This is a genomic window from Rufibacter sediminis, from assembly GCF_014269285.1.
Taxonomy (GTDB): domain Bacteria; phylum Bacteroidota; class Bacteroidia; order Cytophagales; family Hymenobacteraceae; genus Nibribacter; species Nibribacter sediminis.
Genome location: NZ_JACOAF010000044.1, coordinates 197,652 through 215,253 on the forward strand (window position 1 = coordinate 197,652; position 17,602 = coordinate 215,253).

Genomic DNA, 17,602 nt, shown 5'->3' on the forward strand with positions numbered 1-17,602 from the left:
CGTGAGAGACGGGCTTTTCTGTTTTTCGGCCGATTTAACGAAAATGGCCTAGAAACGTCTGGTCAATGCAACACCCTGCAAGAATTCGCCTTGCGCCTGTTCCGCCGACGGTGTTATCCTCCAGCCTAGTTCACGGTTCTTTTTATGCAGTTCCGGGACCAAGATACCAATGGCAGCACCTACGGTATAGCCCACAATGTTATCACTTAAGAAGTGTTTTCCCGCTTTCAGGCGAAGATACCCCACAGTGGCGGGAACAGCCGCCGCGGCTCCCCACACCACCGGGCGCCAGGGCGAGTCTGGGTGCAGGTCATGGAACACTTTGGCGGTGAAGAAAGCAACGCTGGCCGTAGCCGCGGTATGCCCCGCAAAGAAAGAGTTCTCGGCATACTTGTGCAGGCGTTCCTCTAAGGGGGCATCGGTGGCGTAGACGTTCGGCCTTTTTCTATGGGTCAATCCGGCGGTTAAGGCATATAGGCCACCGGCCAAAGAGACCGTTTCGGCATATAAAAAGTAGATGTCCTTGGCGTGCGGGGTGGCCGTTTTGTCCGCCAAAAAAAGCAAGGGAAGGGCATAGGAGCTATAGAAGAAAACATCGCTGGCATCCTTGGCTTTCTTGCTGTAGTTACCGGCCGCCCATCGGTCAAATTTGTTTACCTGGCTTTTATCAATGGACATCAGGTCTGCTTCGGTTAACTGGGTTTTGTTCGTGAGAAGCAGCGATCCGGTCACGGCCATGGTCACCCCACCGGCGGTAATCAGCCCATCGCGGAGCAAATCTGTCTGGTACAGGCGTTCAGGGCTCTGGGCCCGCGCAGGAGTCAAGGCAAACTGGCACAGTGCCAGAAAGACCAGAATATACCGAAATGGGCTGGTTAACCGATTCATCAGAATTTATACTGAAAGCTTACCGCATCTTGATTCTGCCCAAGTACCCGAATCACGCTGGGTGATACGGAGAATCCGGTTTGGTTTGATTTCTTGTGTAGTTGCGGCACCAGAATACCCACGGCGGCTCCTACGCCATATCCCACCAGGTTGTCGCTGAGGAAGTGCTTTCCAGCTTCCAGACGCAAGTAGCCTACAGCTGCAGGCACCAGAGCCGCACCTGCCCATACAAACGGACGAGCCGGAGAATCTGGGTTGTAGTCATGGAACACCTTGGCCGTAAAGAACGAAATGGTGGAAACGGCTGCCGTGTGCCCCGCGAAAAACGAGTTCTGCGAATTAGCACGCGTCTTTTCGCCAATCTCTACTTCAGGGCTGTAGGTCAAAGGCCGGGCTCTGGGAAATGCGGCAGAACCCATGGTAAACAAAGTTCCTGTGATGGACATGGTCTCCAAGTACAGGGCCAGTACTTGCCCGGTGTTATCGTTTATATCTGAATCAAACAGAAGCAAAGCGGGAGCCGCCAGTGAACCATATAACATGACATCGCTTACCTTCTTGGCGCTGGAACTGTGGTTCCCCGCTGAGAAGCGGTCAAAGCTGTTGACATCGCTTTTTCTGAGGTTCATCGCCTCGTCTTCCGTGAAAGGGTCTTTCTCCTGCATCAGGTAAAGGCCCAAGCCACTCAGACCCATTCCAACGGCCGTGATGGGAGCGTCAACCTTAAAGGAAGTTTTGTAAGGGGAAGAAGATTGGGCAAACGTTTGCGTGATGGTAAAAAGACTTATGACAAGAGTAAAAAGGCGTCTCTTCATGGGAGTAAAAATAGGTTTAACTTAATATAGATTTCTACGATGTTTTTGAAACGCGGGAGGGGGTAAAAGGTTTCTGCCATATGTAAACGCACTGCAAAGGACTTGATGAATGGGCGTGCCGTTTTAGAGCTACTTTCTGGAAACTAACTTAAAAACAGAATATCAGAAAGACGGTATAAGATTTTTCAAGGAGAAATAAGTGGAGAAACCGGGTATTTGTAAAGCAAGTTTTTTGCATCTCCGTCAATTAAGCTAAATTTGTTCCTAGTGGCCTAAATGTTGGGCTGCCTTTCTTAGAAATAATATCCTAGATAATGCCTTATCTCTTTACATCTGAGTCGGTGTCGGAAGGACATCCGGATAAAGTAGCCGATCAAATATCTGACGCGCTGTTAGATGAATTCCTGAAACAGGACCCCCAGTCTAAAGTTGCCTGCGAGACTCTGGTTACCACTGGTTTGGTTGTGCTGAGTGGCGAGGTGAAGTCATCGGCCTACGTTGATGTCCAGAAAGTTGCCCGGGAGGTGATTCGCCGCATTGGCTACACCAAGTCAGAGTATAAGTTCGATGCCGAGGCGTGCGGGGTTATATCTACCATCCATGAGCAGTCCGGTGACATCAACCAAGGCGTTGAGCGCGAAAATCCGGAAGATCAGGGAGCCGGCGACCAGGGCATGATGTTCGGGTATGCCACCAACGAGACCGATAGCTACATGCCATTGGCGCTGGAGATTTCTCACTTGTTACTGAAAGAATTGGCCGCCATCCGGAAGGAAGGTAAGGAGATGACGTACCTCCGCCCAGATGCCAAGTCACAGGTAACCATCCGGTACTCAGACACCCACGTTCCAGAGAAGATCGATACCGTGGTGATCTCTACCCAGCACGATGAGTTTGAACTCTCTGATGCCAACGACCGCGCCGCCTCTAAACAGGCCGAGGAGAAAATGGTGGCCAAAATCAAGGAAGACGTATTGAATATTCTGCTTCCTAGAGTGAAAGCGCAACTGCCACAGCGTACGGTTGATTTATTTTCTGAAGATATTACCTACCATATCAATCCCACCGGGAAATTTGTGATCGGAGGACCGCACGGTGACACTGGCCTTACCGGGCGTAAAATCATTGTGGATACCTATGGCGGAAAAGGTGCCCACGGCGGTGGCGCTTTCTCCGGGAAAGACTCCTCTAAGGTAGACCGTTCGGCGGCTTATGCCGCGCGTCACATTGCCAAGAACCTGGTAGCTGCCGGCGTGGCAGACCAAGCTTTGGTGCAGGTAGCGTATGCCATCGGCGTAGCCGAGCCCGTAGGCTTGTATGTGACTACCTATGGAACCACCAAAGTGAAAGGTGCCAACGGCGAAACAATGACCGACGGTGAAATTGCCAACAAGGTAAACGAGTTGTTTGAGATGCGCCCGTATGACATTGTGAAGCGCTTCGGGTTGCAGAACCCAATTTTCTCTGAGACGGCGGCATACGGCCACATGGGGCGTGAGTCTGGCGTGAAACAAGTTACCTACCAGTCAAATGGCCAATCTGAAACCAGAGAATTTGAGACCTTCACTTGGGAAAAATTAGACTACGTAGATAAAATTAAAACTGCGTTCTCATTGTAAGAAACGCGTTTATGACCTGTTTATATGAAAAGAGCCCCAAAACGGGGCTCTTTTTTGTATATCGAAATTACAGATACTTAGTGGGTAGTTAACTTGTCTTTGTACCTGATCAGCTGTTTTTTGATGTCTTCCACGGCTTTGTCTGTGGCGGTCTCAAAGGTGCCAGCTTCTTCTGAGCAGAATAAGGTAGCGCCTGGTACAAACACTTTCACCTCCACCAGCTTGTTGTCATGAGACTCGGGCTTTTGCACGCGCAGGACCACCTCACCACTTACTATCCTGTCAAAAAAGGTATCTAGCTTGTCAAGTTTTTTCTGAAGGAAATCTAACAGACTTTGGTCTGCGGTGAAGTGTACAGATCGGATTTGCAGTTTCATAGTTTACTTCTTTAGGTGTTACGAATTAAGCTTTGGGATGAGCTTTCTCAAAGACCGCTTTGAGCTTCTCAATGGAATTATGGGTGTAGACTTGCGTTGCCGCCAGACTGGAATGGCCCAATAATTCTTTGATGGCTCCCAAATCAGCCCCTCGGTTCAGTAGGTGGGTGGCAAACGAGTGACGGAGCACGTGCGGACTGTTTTTCATGGCAGTTGACACGGCACTCATATACTTTGTTACCACTCGGTATACGTACTTGGGGTAGAGGGGAGCCTCTTTATCCGTAACGAAGAGAAAAGGAGAATTGTTTTTCGGAAAAGTAGCCTGGCGCTGCTGTAGGTACAACGATAACGCCTCCACCAAAGATGGGTTCAGCGGCAGTATGCGCTCTTTGTTACCTTTTCCTAGGACTTTCAAGGTGCTGGCTGATAAGTTAATATCTTCCAGTTTGAGGTTTGTGAGCTCCGCCAGACGCATGCCGGTGCCGTACAGCAGCTCCAGGATAAGTTTTTCCCGCTGACCTTTAAAATCGTCAGAAAATCCGCCTTGGTCCAGAAGCTGGGTAAATGCTTCTTCGGGAATAAACGCTGGCAGCTTTTTGGCGAGCTTCGGGGCTTTTATACGGATGGTTGGGTTGGTTTCCAGCAGACCCCTTTGCACCAGAAAGCGGAAATAGGAGCGGAGGGATGCAATCTTTCTATGAATGGTACGGCTGTCCAAGTCTTTCTGGACCAGGGTTACAATCCAAGACCTGATGATGGCGTGGTCTGCCACTTTCAGATCCTCCAGTTCATAGACCTCTTGCAGGTATTCCTTAAACTGTTGAAGATCTGTTTGGTACGAGATAATGGTATGCGGGCTGAAGCGCTTCTCGTACTGGAGGTACTTAAAAAATAATTCCATAAACTAGTAAGTAGCCGCGGTTAGGCGGTACGCACTAATTTATGGAATTACCACGTAAATTCTAGGGATAAAGAACTAGTAGTTGTCGTTCGCGAACAATTGTTGCTTATAGACAGCTCTTTCTTTCTGCTTTCTCTTAGCAACAGAAGGCTTCTGGAAGAAGGTTCTAGCGCGCAGTTGCTTCAATACGCCAGTTCTTTCAAATTTCTTTTTGAATCTCTTTAAGGCTTTGTCTACAGACTCGTTATCCTTTACGTTGATGATGATCATATAATAGATTGATTTTAAAGTCAGTTGTTTTAAGGAGTGCAAAGATATTGACAAATATCTTGACTGTCAATACCTGATTCCTAATTATTTTAATACTGCTCTGGAGATAACAAGTTTCTGTATTTCTGAAGTTCCTTCGCCAATGGTGCAAAGTTTTGAGTCACGGTAGTATTTCTCCGCCGGATAGTCTTTGGTATATCCATAGCCGCCAAATATCTGAACTCCCTCATTGGCTACCCGCACACAAACCTCAGAAGCGTACAACTTAGCCATAGCCGATTCTTTGTTTACGTTTTCACCGCGGTTTTTCATAGCAGCGGCTCGGTAGGTAAGCAGAGAGGCTGCCTCTATCTCGGTGGCCATATCGGCTAATTTAAAAGCAATGCCCTGGAACTGGGCAATAGGTTTGTTGAATTGCTGGCGTTCTTTTGCGTAAGCCAATGCAGCCTCATACGCTCCCTGGGCAATTCCCAAACTTAAGGCGGCAATGGAAATACGCCCCCCGTCCAGCACTTTCATGGACTGGATGAATCCTTCGCCTACTTCGCCCAAGATGTTCTCGTGCGGTACGCGGCAATCTTCAAAGATTAACTCAGTTGTTTCAGAGGCACGCATGCCTAATTTATCTTCCTTACGCCCGGCCGAAAATCCTTCTGTTGGTTTCTCAATGACAAAAGCGGTCATGCCGTGCGAGTCACCCACCTCACCGGTTCTGGCAATCACAACCGCGATGTTGCTGGACTTGCCATGGGTAATGAAGTTTTTAGCTCCATTGAGAACCCAGTGGTCTCCATCTCTAACCGCTACGGTGCGCATGTTGCCTGCGTCAGATCCGGTATTCGGTTCGGTCAGTCCCCAAGCGCCTATCCATTCGGCGGTCGCCAACATAGGAAGCCATTTCCTTTTCTGCTCCTCATTCCCAAACTGCAGAATGTGGCCGGTACACAAGGAATTATGCGCCGCCATGGAAAGGCCGATAGATCCATCTATTTTAGATAATTCAGCAATGGCTGTGACATATTCTAAATACCCAAAGCCTGAGCCTCCATATTCCTGCGGTACTAGCACACCCATAAGGCCCAACTCACCCAACTGTTTAAACACCTGAATTGGGAATTCCTGTGACTCATCCCACTTCATCATGTCAGGTTTGATGGACTTTGCGCCAAAATCGCGGATCATCTCAGCAATCATCTGCTGATTCTCGTTGTAGATAAGTTGCATAAAGGTTTTGATTAGCCTTGTACCAGTTTCCTAGTTTCTATAAAAGTAATACATAAAATGATGACTAGCTAACGTATGTTAGGAAATGATGTTGTGGAAAGTGCGTTTGATTAAAGCTTCACATAGAGCAGAATCTACCTCCTTAGGAGAGTGATGGGCCCATAATATAGTACTATTCTTTAAAGTTCCTGTAAAATTGACCTTGAAGGAAGTTTTAAGAATAGATTTATTCCTGTATATAAGATTTTGGCGTAGCCATTACTTTTGCCTTACTTTGTGATTGGCTTTGTCTGTACCTATGCTTAAGTAGCGGGCAGACAATTATTTTTTAATCAAGACTCTTGAACTAGGTATGTCTTTTCGCAAGTCGTTTTTCTATCTGCTCTTCTTTATTGGGGTCGTGCAGCTGAGTTCCTGTAATGTTTACCGGCAGAACGTGATGTTTAGAACGGAAGGCGACGTAAACGCAGATCTGCTTCGGGCCTCCATGGTGGAAGCAGGAAGAAACTATAGAATTCAGCCAAATGATGTCCTGAATATCAGAATCTATACCAACAAAGGAGAGATTCTGGTAGATCCTAACAACTTCTTACGACAGGAATTAACCCAGACAGGGAATAGTGGGGGGCGAAGTATAGCTTCTCAACAAAATAACCAAAAAGAGCAGCAAGAGTATACGGTTCTGCCAAATGGGGAAGTGAAGGTTCCTATGATTGGGTTTGTGCCGGTGCAAGGGTTAACTGTTTCGCAAGCTGATAGTCTGTTCCAAAGCAGGTTTGAAACTTATTATAGAGACACCTTTGTTTATTCACAAGTGATCAGTAGAAGAGTGATTGTGCTGGGGGCGGCAGGAGGAAAAGTAATTCCGCTCACCAACGAGAATATCAACGTGGTGGAGGTTTTGGCGTTGGCAGGCGGGATTCCTGAAAATGGGAAGGCGCAAAATATACGATTGATAAGGGATGTTGCTTCGGCTAAACCTATTGTTCATGTGATAGATTTGTCTACTGTAGCCGGTTTGCAAAAGGCGAGCCTTCGGGTACAGCCGAATGATGTGGTTTATATAGAGCCTGTCAGAAGAGTGTTCAATGAATCTCTGCGAGATGTATTAATGGTAGTAGGAGCTGTTTCCAATGTGCTTACCTCTTATATCGTTATTAAAGATATAATTAACTAAGTTCAAAGTAATTTCATGAGTGTAAAGGCAGCCAATGATCTGGATGAACTGGATCATCGTTTGGGTAATGTTGAAGATGAAGAGGATGACGGTGGAACAAGTATTGACTTTGTCACCCTTCTGCATGTAGTACGGCGCAGCATTCCTTGGGTATTACTGCTTGTTTTTTTAGGGGCTTCTGCCTCTTACCTCTATCTAAGATATACCAAAAAGGTATATGAGTCTTCTTCTACTATCAAATTAGACGAGCAGTCTGAGGCGGGAGTTCTTGGGTTAGAGAATAATAATGCTTTGAAAGTAGAATCCGGCATTGGGAAGTTACAAGGTGAAGTTGATCTGATTAAATCAAATATTGTCTTTGAGAGGCTAAAGAAGACCATGCCATTGCAAGTGAGCTATCACGTAGAGGCACGGGTCTTAGATGCGGAGCTCTATAAAAGTAGCCCCTTTGAGGTGACGTATGATTCTGCAAACTTTAGTCTATATGATCAGAAGATATATGTCAAATTTAGTTCTCCAGGTAAGTTCGATCTATCTATAGGGAAAGAAGGGGAGCATTCTGCTTATTCAGTTGGTGCCCCCATTGTTCTTTCTAATAGCGGAATTACTATCAAAACAACTCCAGAATTCTCACCTGCTAATGTAGGTGAGACTTACTACTTTATAGTTCATAGTGACAAATTCCTTAAAGGGTACATTAATAATAATCTTACCACTACTATTCTTAATCCAGAATCAAAAACTATCCAAATCTCTTTCAAAGATTTTGACAGGTTCAAAGCGCATGATATTGTAGATAATATAGATGCTGTTTATTTGCAACATAAACTTGAGAGAAGTAATCAAGCTAGTAGGCAGACACTAACTTTCTTAAATGAGCAATTAAAAGAGACGGAAGACAGCCTGAGAAAAGCAGAGAACGATATTGAAAGATTTGTTAGACAAAACAAGTCTTACGATATCAAATCAAGTTTGCATGAGGCATTGGCTCAGGTGCAGGAGTTGGAAAAAGAAAAGCTGGAACTACGATTTCAATTGTCGCTTCTGAATACCATTCAATCAAAGGTGCAACGGAATGAAGATTTAGGGATGATTGCTTCCAGTCTTCAAGGGCAGGAAAGCCAAGATCCTCAGTTGGCTGAGCAGTTAACTGAATTGAGTGATTTGCAGACTCGACTTAGAACTGTCAGATTAACTAGTAGAGGAAATACTCTTGCGGATAACTCATTGGAGGAACGGTTAGAGTTTGCTCAAAATAGATTAAGAGACATTATCACTGGTAGCAGAGGTCTGGTTCAAACTAAGATTGCTAATATTGATCGGACCCAAGGTGAGCTTACCGGAAGAATATTGCAAGCTCCTGCTCAGGAAACCGAACGCGCTAGACTGGAGCGTATTTTCGGGCTCTATGAAAGTTTCTTTACACAAATTCTTAATAAGCGAGTTGAATATGGCATTGCCATGGCAGGGACAACCCCAGACTTTCAAATACTTTCTCCTGCAAACCTTCCGGATGAATCAAGCCCTATTTCTCCTAATAGGTTAATCATCTACGCTATTGGGATTGCCGGAGGGTTGTTTCTCGGAGTGGGTTTGATTGCTACCCGATATTTGATGCATGATACGGTAACCAATGTTCGGGAATTAGAACGTAATACTTCTATCCCGGTGCTAGGCGTGGTGCCTTCTTATGATAAGCAGAAGATGCCTTTCTCTAAGCTGGTGGTAAACCAGAACCCTAAATCAGCTTTAAGTGAGTCCATACGCTCCATTAGGACTAACTTGGAGTTTATGAGTGCCACCAAGAAGAAGCGGATTATTTCGGTTACTTCAACGATCAGTGGTGAGGGGAAAACCTTTGTGGCGGTAAACCTTGGTGGTATCATTGCCATGTCTGGCTTGAAAGTAGTCATTCTCGATCTAGACATGCGTAAACCGAAGGTGCACATTGCTTTGGACGGTGATAATAGCAAAGGGATGAGCACTATTCTCATTGATAAGCACTCAGTAACAGAAAGCGTACAGAGAACCTCTATCTCTGATCTGGATTTTATATCTGCCGGTCCTACTCCTCCCAACCCATCTGAGTTAATCATGGGTAGTCGTTTTGACAGCGTTTTAGAGGAATTGCACCAGAACTATGATGTTATTCTAGTGGACAGTCCACCAGTGGGGTTGGTGACAGATGGGGTGCTGATTATGAGAAAAGCGGATATTCCTCTGTACATCGTCCGAGCTAATTATTCCAAGAAAGCCTTCTTAAAAGGGATTGATAAAACAGTGCGTACAAACCACCTCACCAACATGGCTGCTATTTTGAATGATGTCAGCGGTGCAAACATGTATGGCTACGGGTATGGCTACGGGTATGGCTACGGGTATGGTCAAGGCTATTATGATGAGGAGGAAAAGCCTACGATGGGGAATAAACTGAAATCTATCTTCAAGTAAGGAAATATGTGGGGTGGTCTTCGGAAACTCTGGGAGAAGAAAGAGTCAGCTACCTCTTCCTTTGATGACCTGCAGGCTGATATGCACTCGCACCTTCTTCCGGGGTTAGATGACGGCGCCGCAACACTGGAAGACGCAATGCAGCTTCTGGAAGCTCTCTACCAACTGGGGTTCAGAAAGCTTTGTATGACTCCGCATATTATGGGGGACTTCTATAAGAACACCCCTGCTGCTATTCGGGAGAAGCTTTATGTACTGCAAGAGGCTACTGCTGCACGTGGTTTGGACATAGAGCTTTCCTGCGCAGCAGAATATTACATTGATGAATGGTTTTTTGCTAAACTGCAGGCAGGGGAAGAGCTGTTGACTTTTGGGGGAGAGCGTAAGTTCCTCTTAATAGAGACTTCCTACATGAACGAGCCGCCCCATCTGCGGCAAGTGATTTTTGCGGCCCAGGCAGCTGGTTATACTCCGGTGTTGGCTCACCCGGAGCGATACACCTACTTCTATGGAAGAATTGAAGCACTCCTGTCGCTAAGGGAAACTGGGATTTTATTTCAGGTGAATACCAATTCCTTAGCTGGCTATTACTCAAGTCAGGCCAAGGAAGTAGCCCGCCAGCTAATCAAAAAGAAGATGGTTGAATTTTTGGGGACAGATACACACGCCATGAAACACATTAGAGTGCTGGAGCGTGTGGTCCAAGAGCCCTTATTCCAGGAAGCTATGAAATTACCGCTTCTAAACGCCTCGCTCTAACTTTAACCTGCACCTCCTTTTGAAACATGTACTGATTACCGGTGGTACTGGCCTGCTGGGCCGTTTTCTGTTGCAGCGTCTGTTAAGTGAAGGGTGCAAAGTAACGGCTTTTTATAGGAAAACGCTTCCAGATACCTCGCACCCGAATCTGCATTGGGTGGAAGGGGACATTCTGGATCCTTTGTTGTTGAGGTCCCTGATCCAAGAGGTAGAGGAGGTCTATCATTGTGCCGGATTTGTGTCCTATGCTCCCCAGGATGCCGGTTTGCTTCAGCAAGTCAATGTAGAAGGTACCGCCAATATCGTGGACGCCTGCCTGATTAAGCCTGACGTACGTCTGTGCCACGTTAGCTCTATTGCGGCTGTTAACCGGAAAAAGGGCGAAAACCTCATACATGAAGACGTGAAATGGGACATGGCCGCTGAAAGGTCAGTGTATGCTTTCTCCAAACATTACGCTGAAATGGAGGTTTGGAGAGGTATATCAGAAGGATTGAAAGCCGTGATCATTAACCCCTCGGTGATTTTAGGTCCCGGTGATATGGACCGCAGTAGCACCCAGTTATTCAAATATATTTCCGAGGAGCGCGCCTTCTTTACTCGTGGGTATGCTAACTTCGTAGACGTGCGGGATGTGGTGGAGGCAATGGTTCTGTTAATGAACGGAAACCACTGGGGGGAGCGTTTCATCATCAATGGCCACACAACGTCTTACCAACATTTTTTCCAGGCGGTAGCTGTGCTGATGGGGAAGAGAGCTCCTTATGTGAAGGTGCCTTCCTGGGTGTCAGAGATTGTGTGGCGCTTAGAGAGTATGCGGGGAAAATTAACGGGAGTAAAACCGTTGATTACCAAAGAGACTGCCAGAATCGCGAAAGAAAAGCATTTTTATTCCAATGCGAAAGTGAAGGCGGCAACTGGCATCATGTTCCGTCCGTTGGAAGATACCCTGCGTTGGAGTTGTGAGGAACTTGCAAAAGCAGGTACGCTGTAAAGCACTTCTTCTGTTGGGATTGTGTTGTATTGAAAGGGCGCGAACGAGTTCGCCCGTGTTGAGATTTACTTGTAGATGAACGATAATTTTGAAGATTTCTCCAGTGAAGACTTAGACCTTGTCAAAAGGTTTGAAAGCATGCTGGAGGCCAATACTACTGTTTTCTTCGATCTCTCAGATTATGAGAGTATCATAGATTACTATGCCAATAGCTTTAACTACAGCCAGGCCTTGAAAGCCTGTGATGTAGGCATCACGCAATATCCTTTCTCCACAGAATTGCTCATTGACAAGGCCCAGGTACTGGCCATGTTGGGCGCTTTTGACGAGGCCTTACACCTGGTGGAGGAAGTGGCGCAGATGGAGCCAGACAATGAAGACATCCCCCTTACCAAAGGAATTATCTTCAACCAGAAAGGTGACTTTGAGTTGGCGATCAACTGCTTTAAGCAGGCCGTGGACCAGTCTGAGGTGAAAGACGATATCTATTTCAATATCGGGCTGTCTTACCAGAGCTGGGGTAAGTTCAAAGCGGCTATGAAGTACTATAAGAAGAGCCTGCTGCTGAACATAGAGAATGAACTGGCCTTGCAGGAACTGTTGTACTGCCTTGAAATCACCGGCGAAGGCGACGGCGTTATTTCTTTTTTCCAGAGGTTCGTAGACGAGGACCCGTATTCTGCCATGGCCTGGTTTAACCTGGGGCTGGCGTACAGCAGGTTGGGAAACCATGAGAAGGCAGTAGGCGCCTACGAGTACGCCACCTTGATTCAGCCCGACCTGGCGCCGGCGTATGTGAACCTGGCCAACAACTATGTGTATTTAGGGGAGTTCACCAAAGCCATTGAGGCGTTTCAGGGAGCCCTTGAGCATACAGAGGCCAACGCCGACATCCTGTGCAACATTGGGGAGTGCTATGAAAAACTCTCGCAATGGGACCTGTCTCACAAATACTACCAGAAAGCCATTGACCTTTCCCCTGAAATGGATGAGGCGTGGTTTGGCATTGGGGTGATTCTGGACTTGCAGGGAAAATGGATGGAAGCCGTTCATTTCTACCGGAAAGCCATTTCTTTCTACGCAGATAATGCGGATTACTGGCTTGCCCTGGCAGCGGCTGAATACCAACTGGGAAACATCATCTCCAGCGTGGAAGCCTATGAGCAAGCCAGTGTGCTTTCGCCAGAGAATAAAGATATCTGGCTAAACTGGTCTATCATTCTCTACGAGCAGGGGAACTACGAGGGAGCTATCGATCTACTTCTGAACGCGTTAGAGCTGCAGCCCGACGAGGCAGAACTGCAATATCGGTTGTGCGCGTACAGCCTGGCGGCAGGAAAGTATAAACAAGCATATAATTATCTAGAAAATGCTTTAATTTTGGACTTCGATAAGCACAAGCTTCTCTTTGATTTCTTTCCCGAACTGGAGTCGCAGCGGGCCCTGGCCCGACTGATTGATCAGTATCGTAAATAAACATTTCATGAACTACGAACTTTCCCACCTCCCCCAACGCACCTCTAAACCAAGAGAGAGCGGTTTCACGATGGCCATGGACAAAGGCCTAAGCTTAAGAGAAACTGAAAATTTTGTGGAGGTAGCGGGAGAGTACGTAGATATTGTGAAGTTGGGCTGGGCGACCTCTTTTGTGACGCCGCATCTGGACCGCAAGCTTGAGATTTACCGCGAAGCTGGTATCCCGGTGTACTTTGGCGGTACTTTGTTTGAGGCTTTTATCGTGCGGGGGCAGTTTGAGGACTACCGGCGGTTGCTGGATAAGTATAAACTCACCTACGCCGAAATCTCTGACGGATCCATTGAGATGGACCATAACCTGAAGTGCCAGTACATCCGCACGTTGGCGGAGCAGGTGACGGTACTTTCTGAGGTGGGTTCCAAAGATGACCAGAAAATCATTCCGCCCTACAAGTGGATCAGCCTGATGCAAGCTGAATTGGATGCCGGCGCCTGGAAAGTGATTGGAGAATCAAGAGAAGCCGGAAACGTGGGGCTGTTCCGGTCAACGGGTGAAGTGAGAAGCGGTCTGGTGGAGGAAATTCTCACCAAGATTCCTTTTGAGAAGATTATCTGGGAAGCTCCCCAAAAAGCGCAGCAGGTTTTCTTCATCAAACTGTTAGGGGCAAACGTTAACCTGGGCAATATCTCGCCTAACGAAATTATTCCCTTAGAAACCATCCGTCTGGGCTTGAGAGGCGACACTTTTACCCATTTCCTGGACAAAGATTTATTAGATAAATTGCTCTAATCTTCCTTAGCTACACCTTCATGGAGTTACTCCGCCAGTTCATCGACTTATTTCTGCACCTGGACCAGCACCTCAGCCAGATCATCTCTGACTACGGTACCTGGACCTATGCAATTCTCTTCCTCATCATTTTTGTGGAGACTGGTGTAGTGGTAATGCCTTTCCTGCCCGGAGATTCCCTTTTATTTGCCGCCGGGGCTTTTGCGGCTACCGGTGTCCTGAATATCTGGGTGTTGCTGGTCTTGCTTTTTGTGGCCGCTTTTCTGGGAGATACCCTAAACTACCTCATCGGCGACTATTTTGGCCCCAAGGTATTTAAACGGGACTACCGCTTCCTGAAACGGGAGTACCTCATGAAAACGCAGGGTTTCTATGAGAAGCATGGCGGCAAGACCATCATCTTCGCGCGGTTCATCCCCATCATCCGTACGTTTGCGCCTTTCGTGGCTGGCGTGGGCACCATGAAGTACAGTAAGTTTCTGTCTTACAACATCATTGGCGGTTTGCTGTGGGTGGTTGGATTTACGGTGGCGGGTTTCATCTTCGGGAACATTCCGGCGGTGAAGAAGAACTTCTCCTTCGTGATCTTCGGGATTATCTTGATTTCCATTATTCCGCCTATCATTGAGCTGGTGAAGCAGAAAATGAGTGCCAAGCACCAGTAGAATCGTCTAGCCAATCCCCAGTTGATCAAGATGGAAAACGAATACGGGTTAATTGGATACCGGCTGTCCCATTCTTTCTCTCAGAAATATTTCACCGAGAAATTCCTCACCGAAGGAATTCAGAACAGTGTGTACCATCTCTTTGAGCTGAACAGCATCTCTGAGTTCCCCGCGCTTCTGCAAGCCCACCCGCACCTGAAGGGGCTAAACGTCACCATTCCGTACAAAGAGGACATCCTTCCGTTTCTGGATGAACTGGAGCCGGTGGCAGCCAGCATTGGTGCCGTAAACGTGATCAAATTTGACCAGGGACGGCTCATTGGGCATAATTCAGATTACCAGGGGTTCATGCAATCGCTCCAGCACTTCTACCCGTGTTTCTCGCAGTCGCAGGCCTTGGTGCTGGGAACGGGCGGGGCGGCCAAGGCGGTGATGGCGGCGCTGGACTACCTGAACATTTCCTATAAAGTAGTTTCCAGGGAGAAAAAGCCGGGGTACATCACCTATCAGGAACTCACACCTGGAATCATGTCATCGGTTTCGCTGATTGTGAACGCGACGCCGGTAGGCACTTTCCCCAGGCAAGACGAGGCACCGGCCATTCCGTACGCGCTGCTGTCTTCTCACCACTACCTCTATGATCTGGTGTACAATCCCGCCGAGACGCTTTTCCTGAAACGCGGGAAAGAGATGGGCGCCAAAACCATCAACGGCTACGAGATGCTCTGCCTGCAGGCCGAAGTTGCCTGGCAGATCTGGCACACCTAAACCCGTTTTGCGCCTGTTTTCTAAAATCAGGCCTTAAAACAGCCTTTCTTTCTCCTTCTTCCTTTCTGGCTTCCTGATAATTTAAAAGGTATCTTTCTGATAGAGAATAGAAAGGGAAAGGGTGCGCCATGTTTTTATTTTTTTCACGAAACGTGGTGCAACCTTTGGCACCGTGCAGGGCTCTTACCTCTAGAAGATCATTTTAATGACCCTCCTCCGTTGAAAATTTTCAAACCGAAAGATCCTACCGAGGCAGACCTGATCAAAAAGGCTGTGGCCGGCAAGCGCGATGCCCAGCAGCAGCTGTACCAGCGGTATGCGGGCAAGATGCTGGCCGTGAGCAAGCGGTATGCCCGCACGGATTTTGAGGCGGAGGACATTCTGCAGGATTCCTTTGTGAAGGTGTTCCTGTACCTGAAGAATTTTAAGGGCGAATGCCCGCTGGAGTTCTGGATCAAACGGATCGTGATCAATACCGCCCTGAAACACCAGCGCGCGAACCGGCACCTGATGGTAACCGAGCAGGAAGAGACGGGCGAGGAGACCGCTGAGCCAGATTCCATTGACAGCCAGTTTGCCTATGAAGAGCTGCTGGAGCTGGTGCGGGCCTTGCCTCCCCGCTACCAGGCGGTTTTCAACCTGTATGCCATTGAAGGCTTCTCCCACAAAGAAATAGGAGAGATGCTGGACATCACCGAGAGTACCTCTAAGTCACAATATTCCCGCGCCCGCGCCAGCTTACGGCAGGCGTTGTTGCGGTTAAAACAGCAGTACCATGAAAAAGTCACCGGCTGAGAACGAACAAGGCCACACAACGGAAGACATTTTCCGGAAAGGCTTTTCTGACGCTGAGAGTGCGCCACCCTCCCGTATTTGGGAGAACATAGACCGTGAACTGGAGAACCAGGACTTACGCCGGTACCGGCGGCAGGTGTTCTGGTACCGTTCCGTAGCCGCCGCTTTTCTGCTGATGCTGATCTCCGGAGGCATTCTCCTGTGGCAGCAAGACAGCACCTTGGAAGGACCGCCGCAAAACGGATTAGCAACCCTCCAGAACCGGCCGGGAGTAGTCTCTCCGGAAGAGGAATCTGTGGAGGTGCCTGCTCCAGCTAGCGTATCGGAAGCCACAGAGGCACCCGCGCAGGGTACATCGATTTCAGAGCCCTTTTCAGAAAGCAAGCCCCAAAACAGGAACGTGAGCGATGCCAACCTCACTCCAGGCAAAACGTTGTTTGCTGCTTCCACTAAAGAAAGAAATGCGCCTGAGGAAAGTTTTGCCCGGGTAGAAAGAGTGGCCCAACAGGAGGTGAGCGCCTCCGCTTCCGCAGCGCTTCTCACTAAAGGTGAGACCGCAGAGAACGTGCCGCCCGCTGAGAAGGAAGTTTCGGCAGAAAGAAGTCAGGCTTTAAGAATCGGAAACGAAAAGCAGTTTTCCCGTTCAGTTGCTAATTCATTGGCTCCTGTCAAGGCCTTGCCTTTGGCAATGGATTCCCTGAAAGGAGCACCTGAGAAAACGATTTTACTCCAGAAGGAAACGCTGAGCGCGGCTCTGGCGCAGAACCAACCGGCACCAAAAAGCAATGAACCCAAAGAAGCAGACGTTTACAAGTGGAGCGTAACTATGGCGTATAGCCCGCAGTATGCGTACGCACCCGTTAAAATAGATACCAATGCTCCTCCCATGCAAAGCGCGGTGGCGGGGCAATCCCAAATGTCGCAGCAGTACCACGAGGCGATTGAAGAGTACAACAACAGCTACTCGCCGGCTTACTCATACACGGCTTTGGTGGGGGCCAGCTACCAACTCAATGACAAGTGGCAGCTGGAGACCGGCATCCTGTACACTCAGAACGAGGCGATGACCACGCAGTCCTACGTGGTGTACCAAGGAGGATATGCGCAGGCTTACGCCCCCGGGAACCTCAATGCAGACTTGAGCTCGGGTAAAAGTGTGCCTTTGGTGTCCAGTGCTTTCACCCGGGAAGCCGCCGCGCAACCGGTGTTGGTGAACCGCACCGACAAATACGACATCAGGTACCGCTACCAACAGGTGGGCGTTCCGCTGAAACTGGCTTATCGGGTGACCATGAACAAGATCTATGCGCTTTTCTCTGGTGGAGTGAACATGAACCTGCTCATGCAAAGCTCCATCACCCCGGAAACTGAACAGGTGCAAGCTGTTAAATATGGTTTCAAAGACGATGATTCCCCTTATCGGTCGGTACAGTGGGCTACCACTACCTCCATTGGGGTAGGCTATGATGTCACCAAGAAGATGAGTATCCTCCTCGCACCTGAATTCACGTACTCCCTCACTCCTTTGCTGCGCGAATCGCACGAGCAGGAGAATTATCAGTTGGGCGTTAGTATTGGCGGCCGTTGGCGCCTTGCTAAATAATTAGTTTACCTTTACAAATAGTAGTAG

The 17,602-nt window shown here is 48.0% G+C and carries 17 protein-coding genes; 11 read left to right on the forward strand and 6 right to left on the reverse strand.

Annotated elements, in window-relative coordinates:
• Positions 1-48: 48 nt before the first annotated feature.
• Complete coding sequence (locus tag H7U12_RS19280; RefSeq protein ID WP_186641188.1) at positions 49-888, reverse strand: phosphatase PAP2 family protein; 840 nt, start codon at positions 886-888, stop codon at positions 49-51.
• Positions 888-1,703 carry a phosphatase PAP2 family protein gene (locus H7U12_RS19285; RefSeq protein ID WP_186641190.1) on the reverse strand — a complete coding sequence of 272 codons (816 nt, stop codon included), beginning with the start codon at positions 1,701-1,703 and terminating at the stop codon, positions 888-890. Before H7U12_RS19285 ends, H7U12_RS19280 begins: the two co-directional genes overlap by 1 nt.
• A 314-nt stretch (positions 1,704-2,017) precedes the next feature.
• On the opposite strand from H7U12_RS19285, the gene metK reads away from it, so the two are divergent.
• Entirely contained in the window at positions 2,018-3,322 is a 1,305-nt protein-coding gene (gene metK, locus H7U12_RS19290; protein ID WP_186641193.1) for a methionine adenosyltransferase, read from the forward strand.
• 77 nt (positions 3,323-3,399) lie between these two features.
• On the opposite strand, the gene hpf is transcribed toward metK, so the two are convergent.
• From hpf to H7U12_RS19310, 4 genes are all read right to left on the reverse strand, one after another.
• A complete protein-coding gene (hpf, locus tag H7U12_RS19295) occupies positions 3,400-3,699 on the reverse strand; it encodes a ribosome hibernation-promoting factor, HPF/YfiA family (RefSeq protein WP_186641194.1) in 300 nt (99 codons plus the stop codon).
• 25 nt (positions 3,700-3,724) lie between these two features.
• A complete protein-coding gene (locus tag H7U12_RS19300) occupies positions 3,725-4,603 on the reverse strand; it encodes a tyrosine-type recombinase/integrase (RefSeq protein WP_186641196.1) in 879 nt (292 codons plus the stop codon).
• A gap of 75 nt (positions 4,604-4,678) precedes the next feature.
• The gene (gene rpsU, locus H7U12_RS19305) at positions 4,679-4,873 is read right to left on the reverse strand and encodes a 30S ribosomal protein S21 (RefSeq protein WP_186641198.1); all 195 of its coding nucleotides are present in this window, start codon (positions 4,871-4,873) and stop codon (positions 4,679-4,681) included.
• Between the two features lie 84 nt (positions 4,874-4,957).
• A complete protein-coding gene (locus tag H7U12_RS19310) occupies positions 4,958-6,097 on the reverse strand; it encodes an acyl-CoA dehydrogenase (RefSeq protein WP_186641200.1) in 1,140 nt (379 codons plus the stop codon).
• Between the two features lie 352 nt (positions 6,098-6,449).
• Here H7U12_RS19310 and H7U12_RS19315 point away from each other — a divergent pair, with 352 nt between their 5' ends.
• The 10 genes from H7U12_RS19315 to H7U12_RS19360 all read left to right on the forward strand — a co-directional run bounded on the left by H7U12_RS19315 (position 6,450) and on the right by H7U12_RS19360 (position 17,575).
• Positions 6,450-7,274, forward strand: coding sequence for a polysaccharide biosynthesis/export family protein (locus H7U12_RS19315; protein WP_186641202.1), 825 nt, complete (start codon positions 6,450-6,452; stop codon positions 7,272-7,274).
• Positions 7,275-7,289: 15 nt separating this feature from the next.
• A complete protein-coding gene (locus H7U12_RS19320; RefSeq protein ID WP_186641204.1) occupies positions 7,290-9,725 on the forward strand; it encodes a GumC family protein in 2,436 nt (811 codons plus the stop codon).
• 6 nt (positions 9,726-9,731) lie between these two features.
• Positions 9,732-10,484 carry a tyrosine-protein phosphatase gene (locus tag H7U12_RS19325; protein ID WP_186641206.1) on the forward strand — a complete coding sequence of 251 codons (753 nt, stop codon included), beginning with the start codon at positions 9,732-9,734 and terminating at the stop codon, positions 10,482-10,484.
• 19 nt (positions 10,485-10,503) lie between these two features.
• A complete protein-coding gene (locus H7U12_RS19330; RefSeq protein ID WP_186641208.1) occupies positions 10,504-11,478 on the forward strand; it encodes an NAD-dependent epimerase/dehydratase family protein in 975 nt (324 codons plus the stop codon).
• 75 nt (positions 11,479-11,553) lie between these two features.
• Complete coding sequence (locus H7U12_RS19335; protein WP_186641210.1) at positions 11,554-12,954, forward strand: tetratricopeptide repeat protein; 1,401 nt, start codon at positions 11,554-11,556, stop codon at positions 12,952-12,954.
• Between the two features lie 7 nt (positions 12,955-12,961).
• On the forward strand, positions 12,962-13,744 hold the full coding sequence (locus H7U12_RS19340) for a phosphosulfolactate synthase (RefSeq protein WP_186641212.1): 783 nt from the start codon (positions 12,962-12,964) through the stop codon (positions 13,742-13,744).
• A gap of 20 nt (positions 13,745-13,764) precedes the next feature.
• The gene (locus H7U12_RS19345) at positions 13,765-14,409 is read left to right on the forward strand and encodes a DedA family protein (RefSeq protein ID WP_186641214.1); all 645 of its coding nucleotides are present in this window, start codon (positions 13,765-13,767) and stop codon (positions 14,407-14,409) included.
• Positions 14,410-14,439: 30 nt separating this feature from the next.
• Positions 14,440-15,177 (forward strand): shikimate dehydrogenase family protein, encoded by a 738-nt coding sequence (locus H7U12_RS19350; RefSeq protein WP_186641216.1) that lies wholly within the window; start codon positions 14,440-14,442, stop codon positions 15,175-15,177.
• 219 nt (positions 15,178-15,396) lie between these two features.
• Positions 15,397-15,972: an RNA polymerase sigma factor gene (locus H7U12_RS19355; protein WP_241749554.1), complete on the forward strand. Its 576-nt coding sequence runs from the start codon at positions 15,397-15,399 to the stop codon at positions 15,970-15,972.
• Entirely contained in the window at positions 15,953-17,575 is a 1,623-nt protein-coding gene (locus H7U12_RS19360; protein WP_186641218.1) for an outer membrane beta-barrel protein, read from the forward strand. The genes H7U12_RS19355 and H7U12_RS19360 overlap by 20 nt, the downstream gene beginning before the upstream one ends.
• The last annotated feature ends 27 nt before the right edge of the window (positions 17,576-17,602 follow it).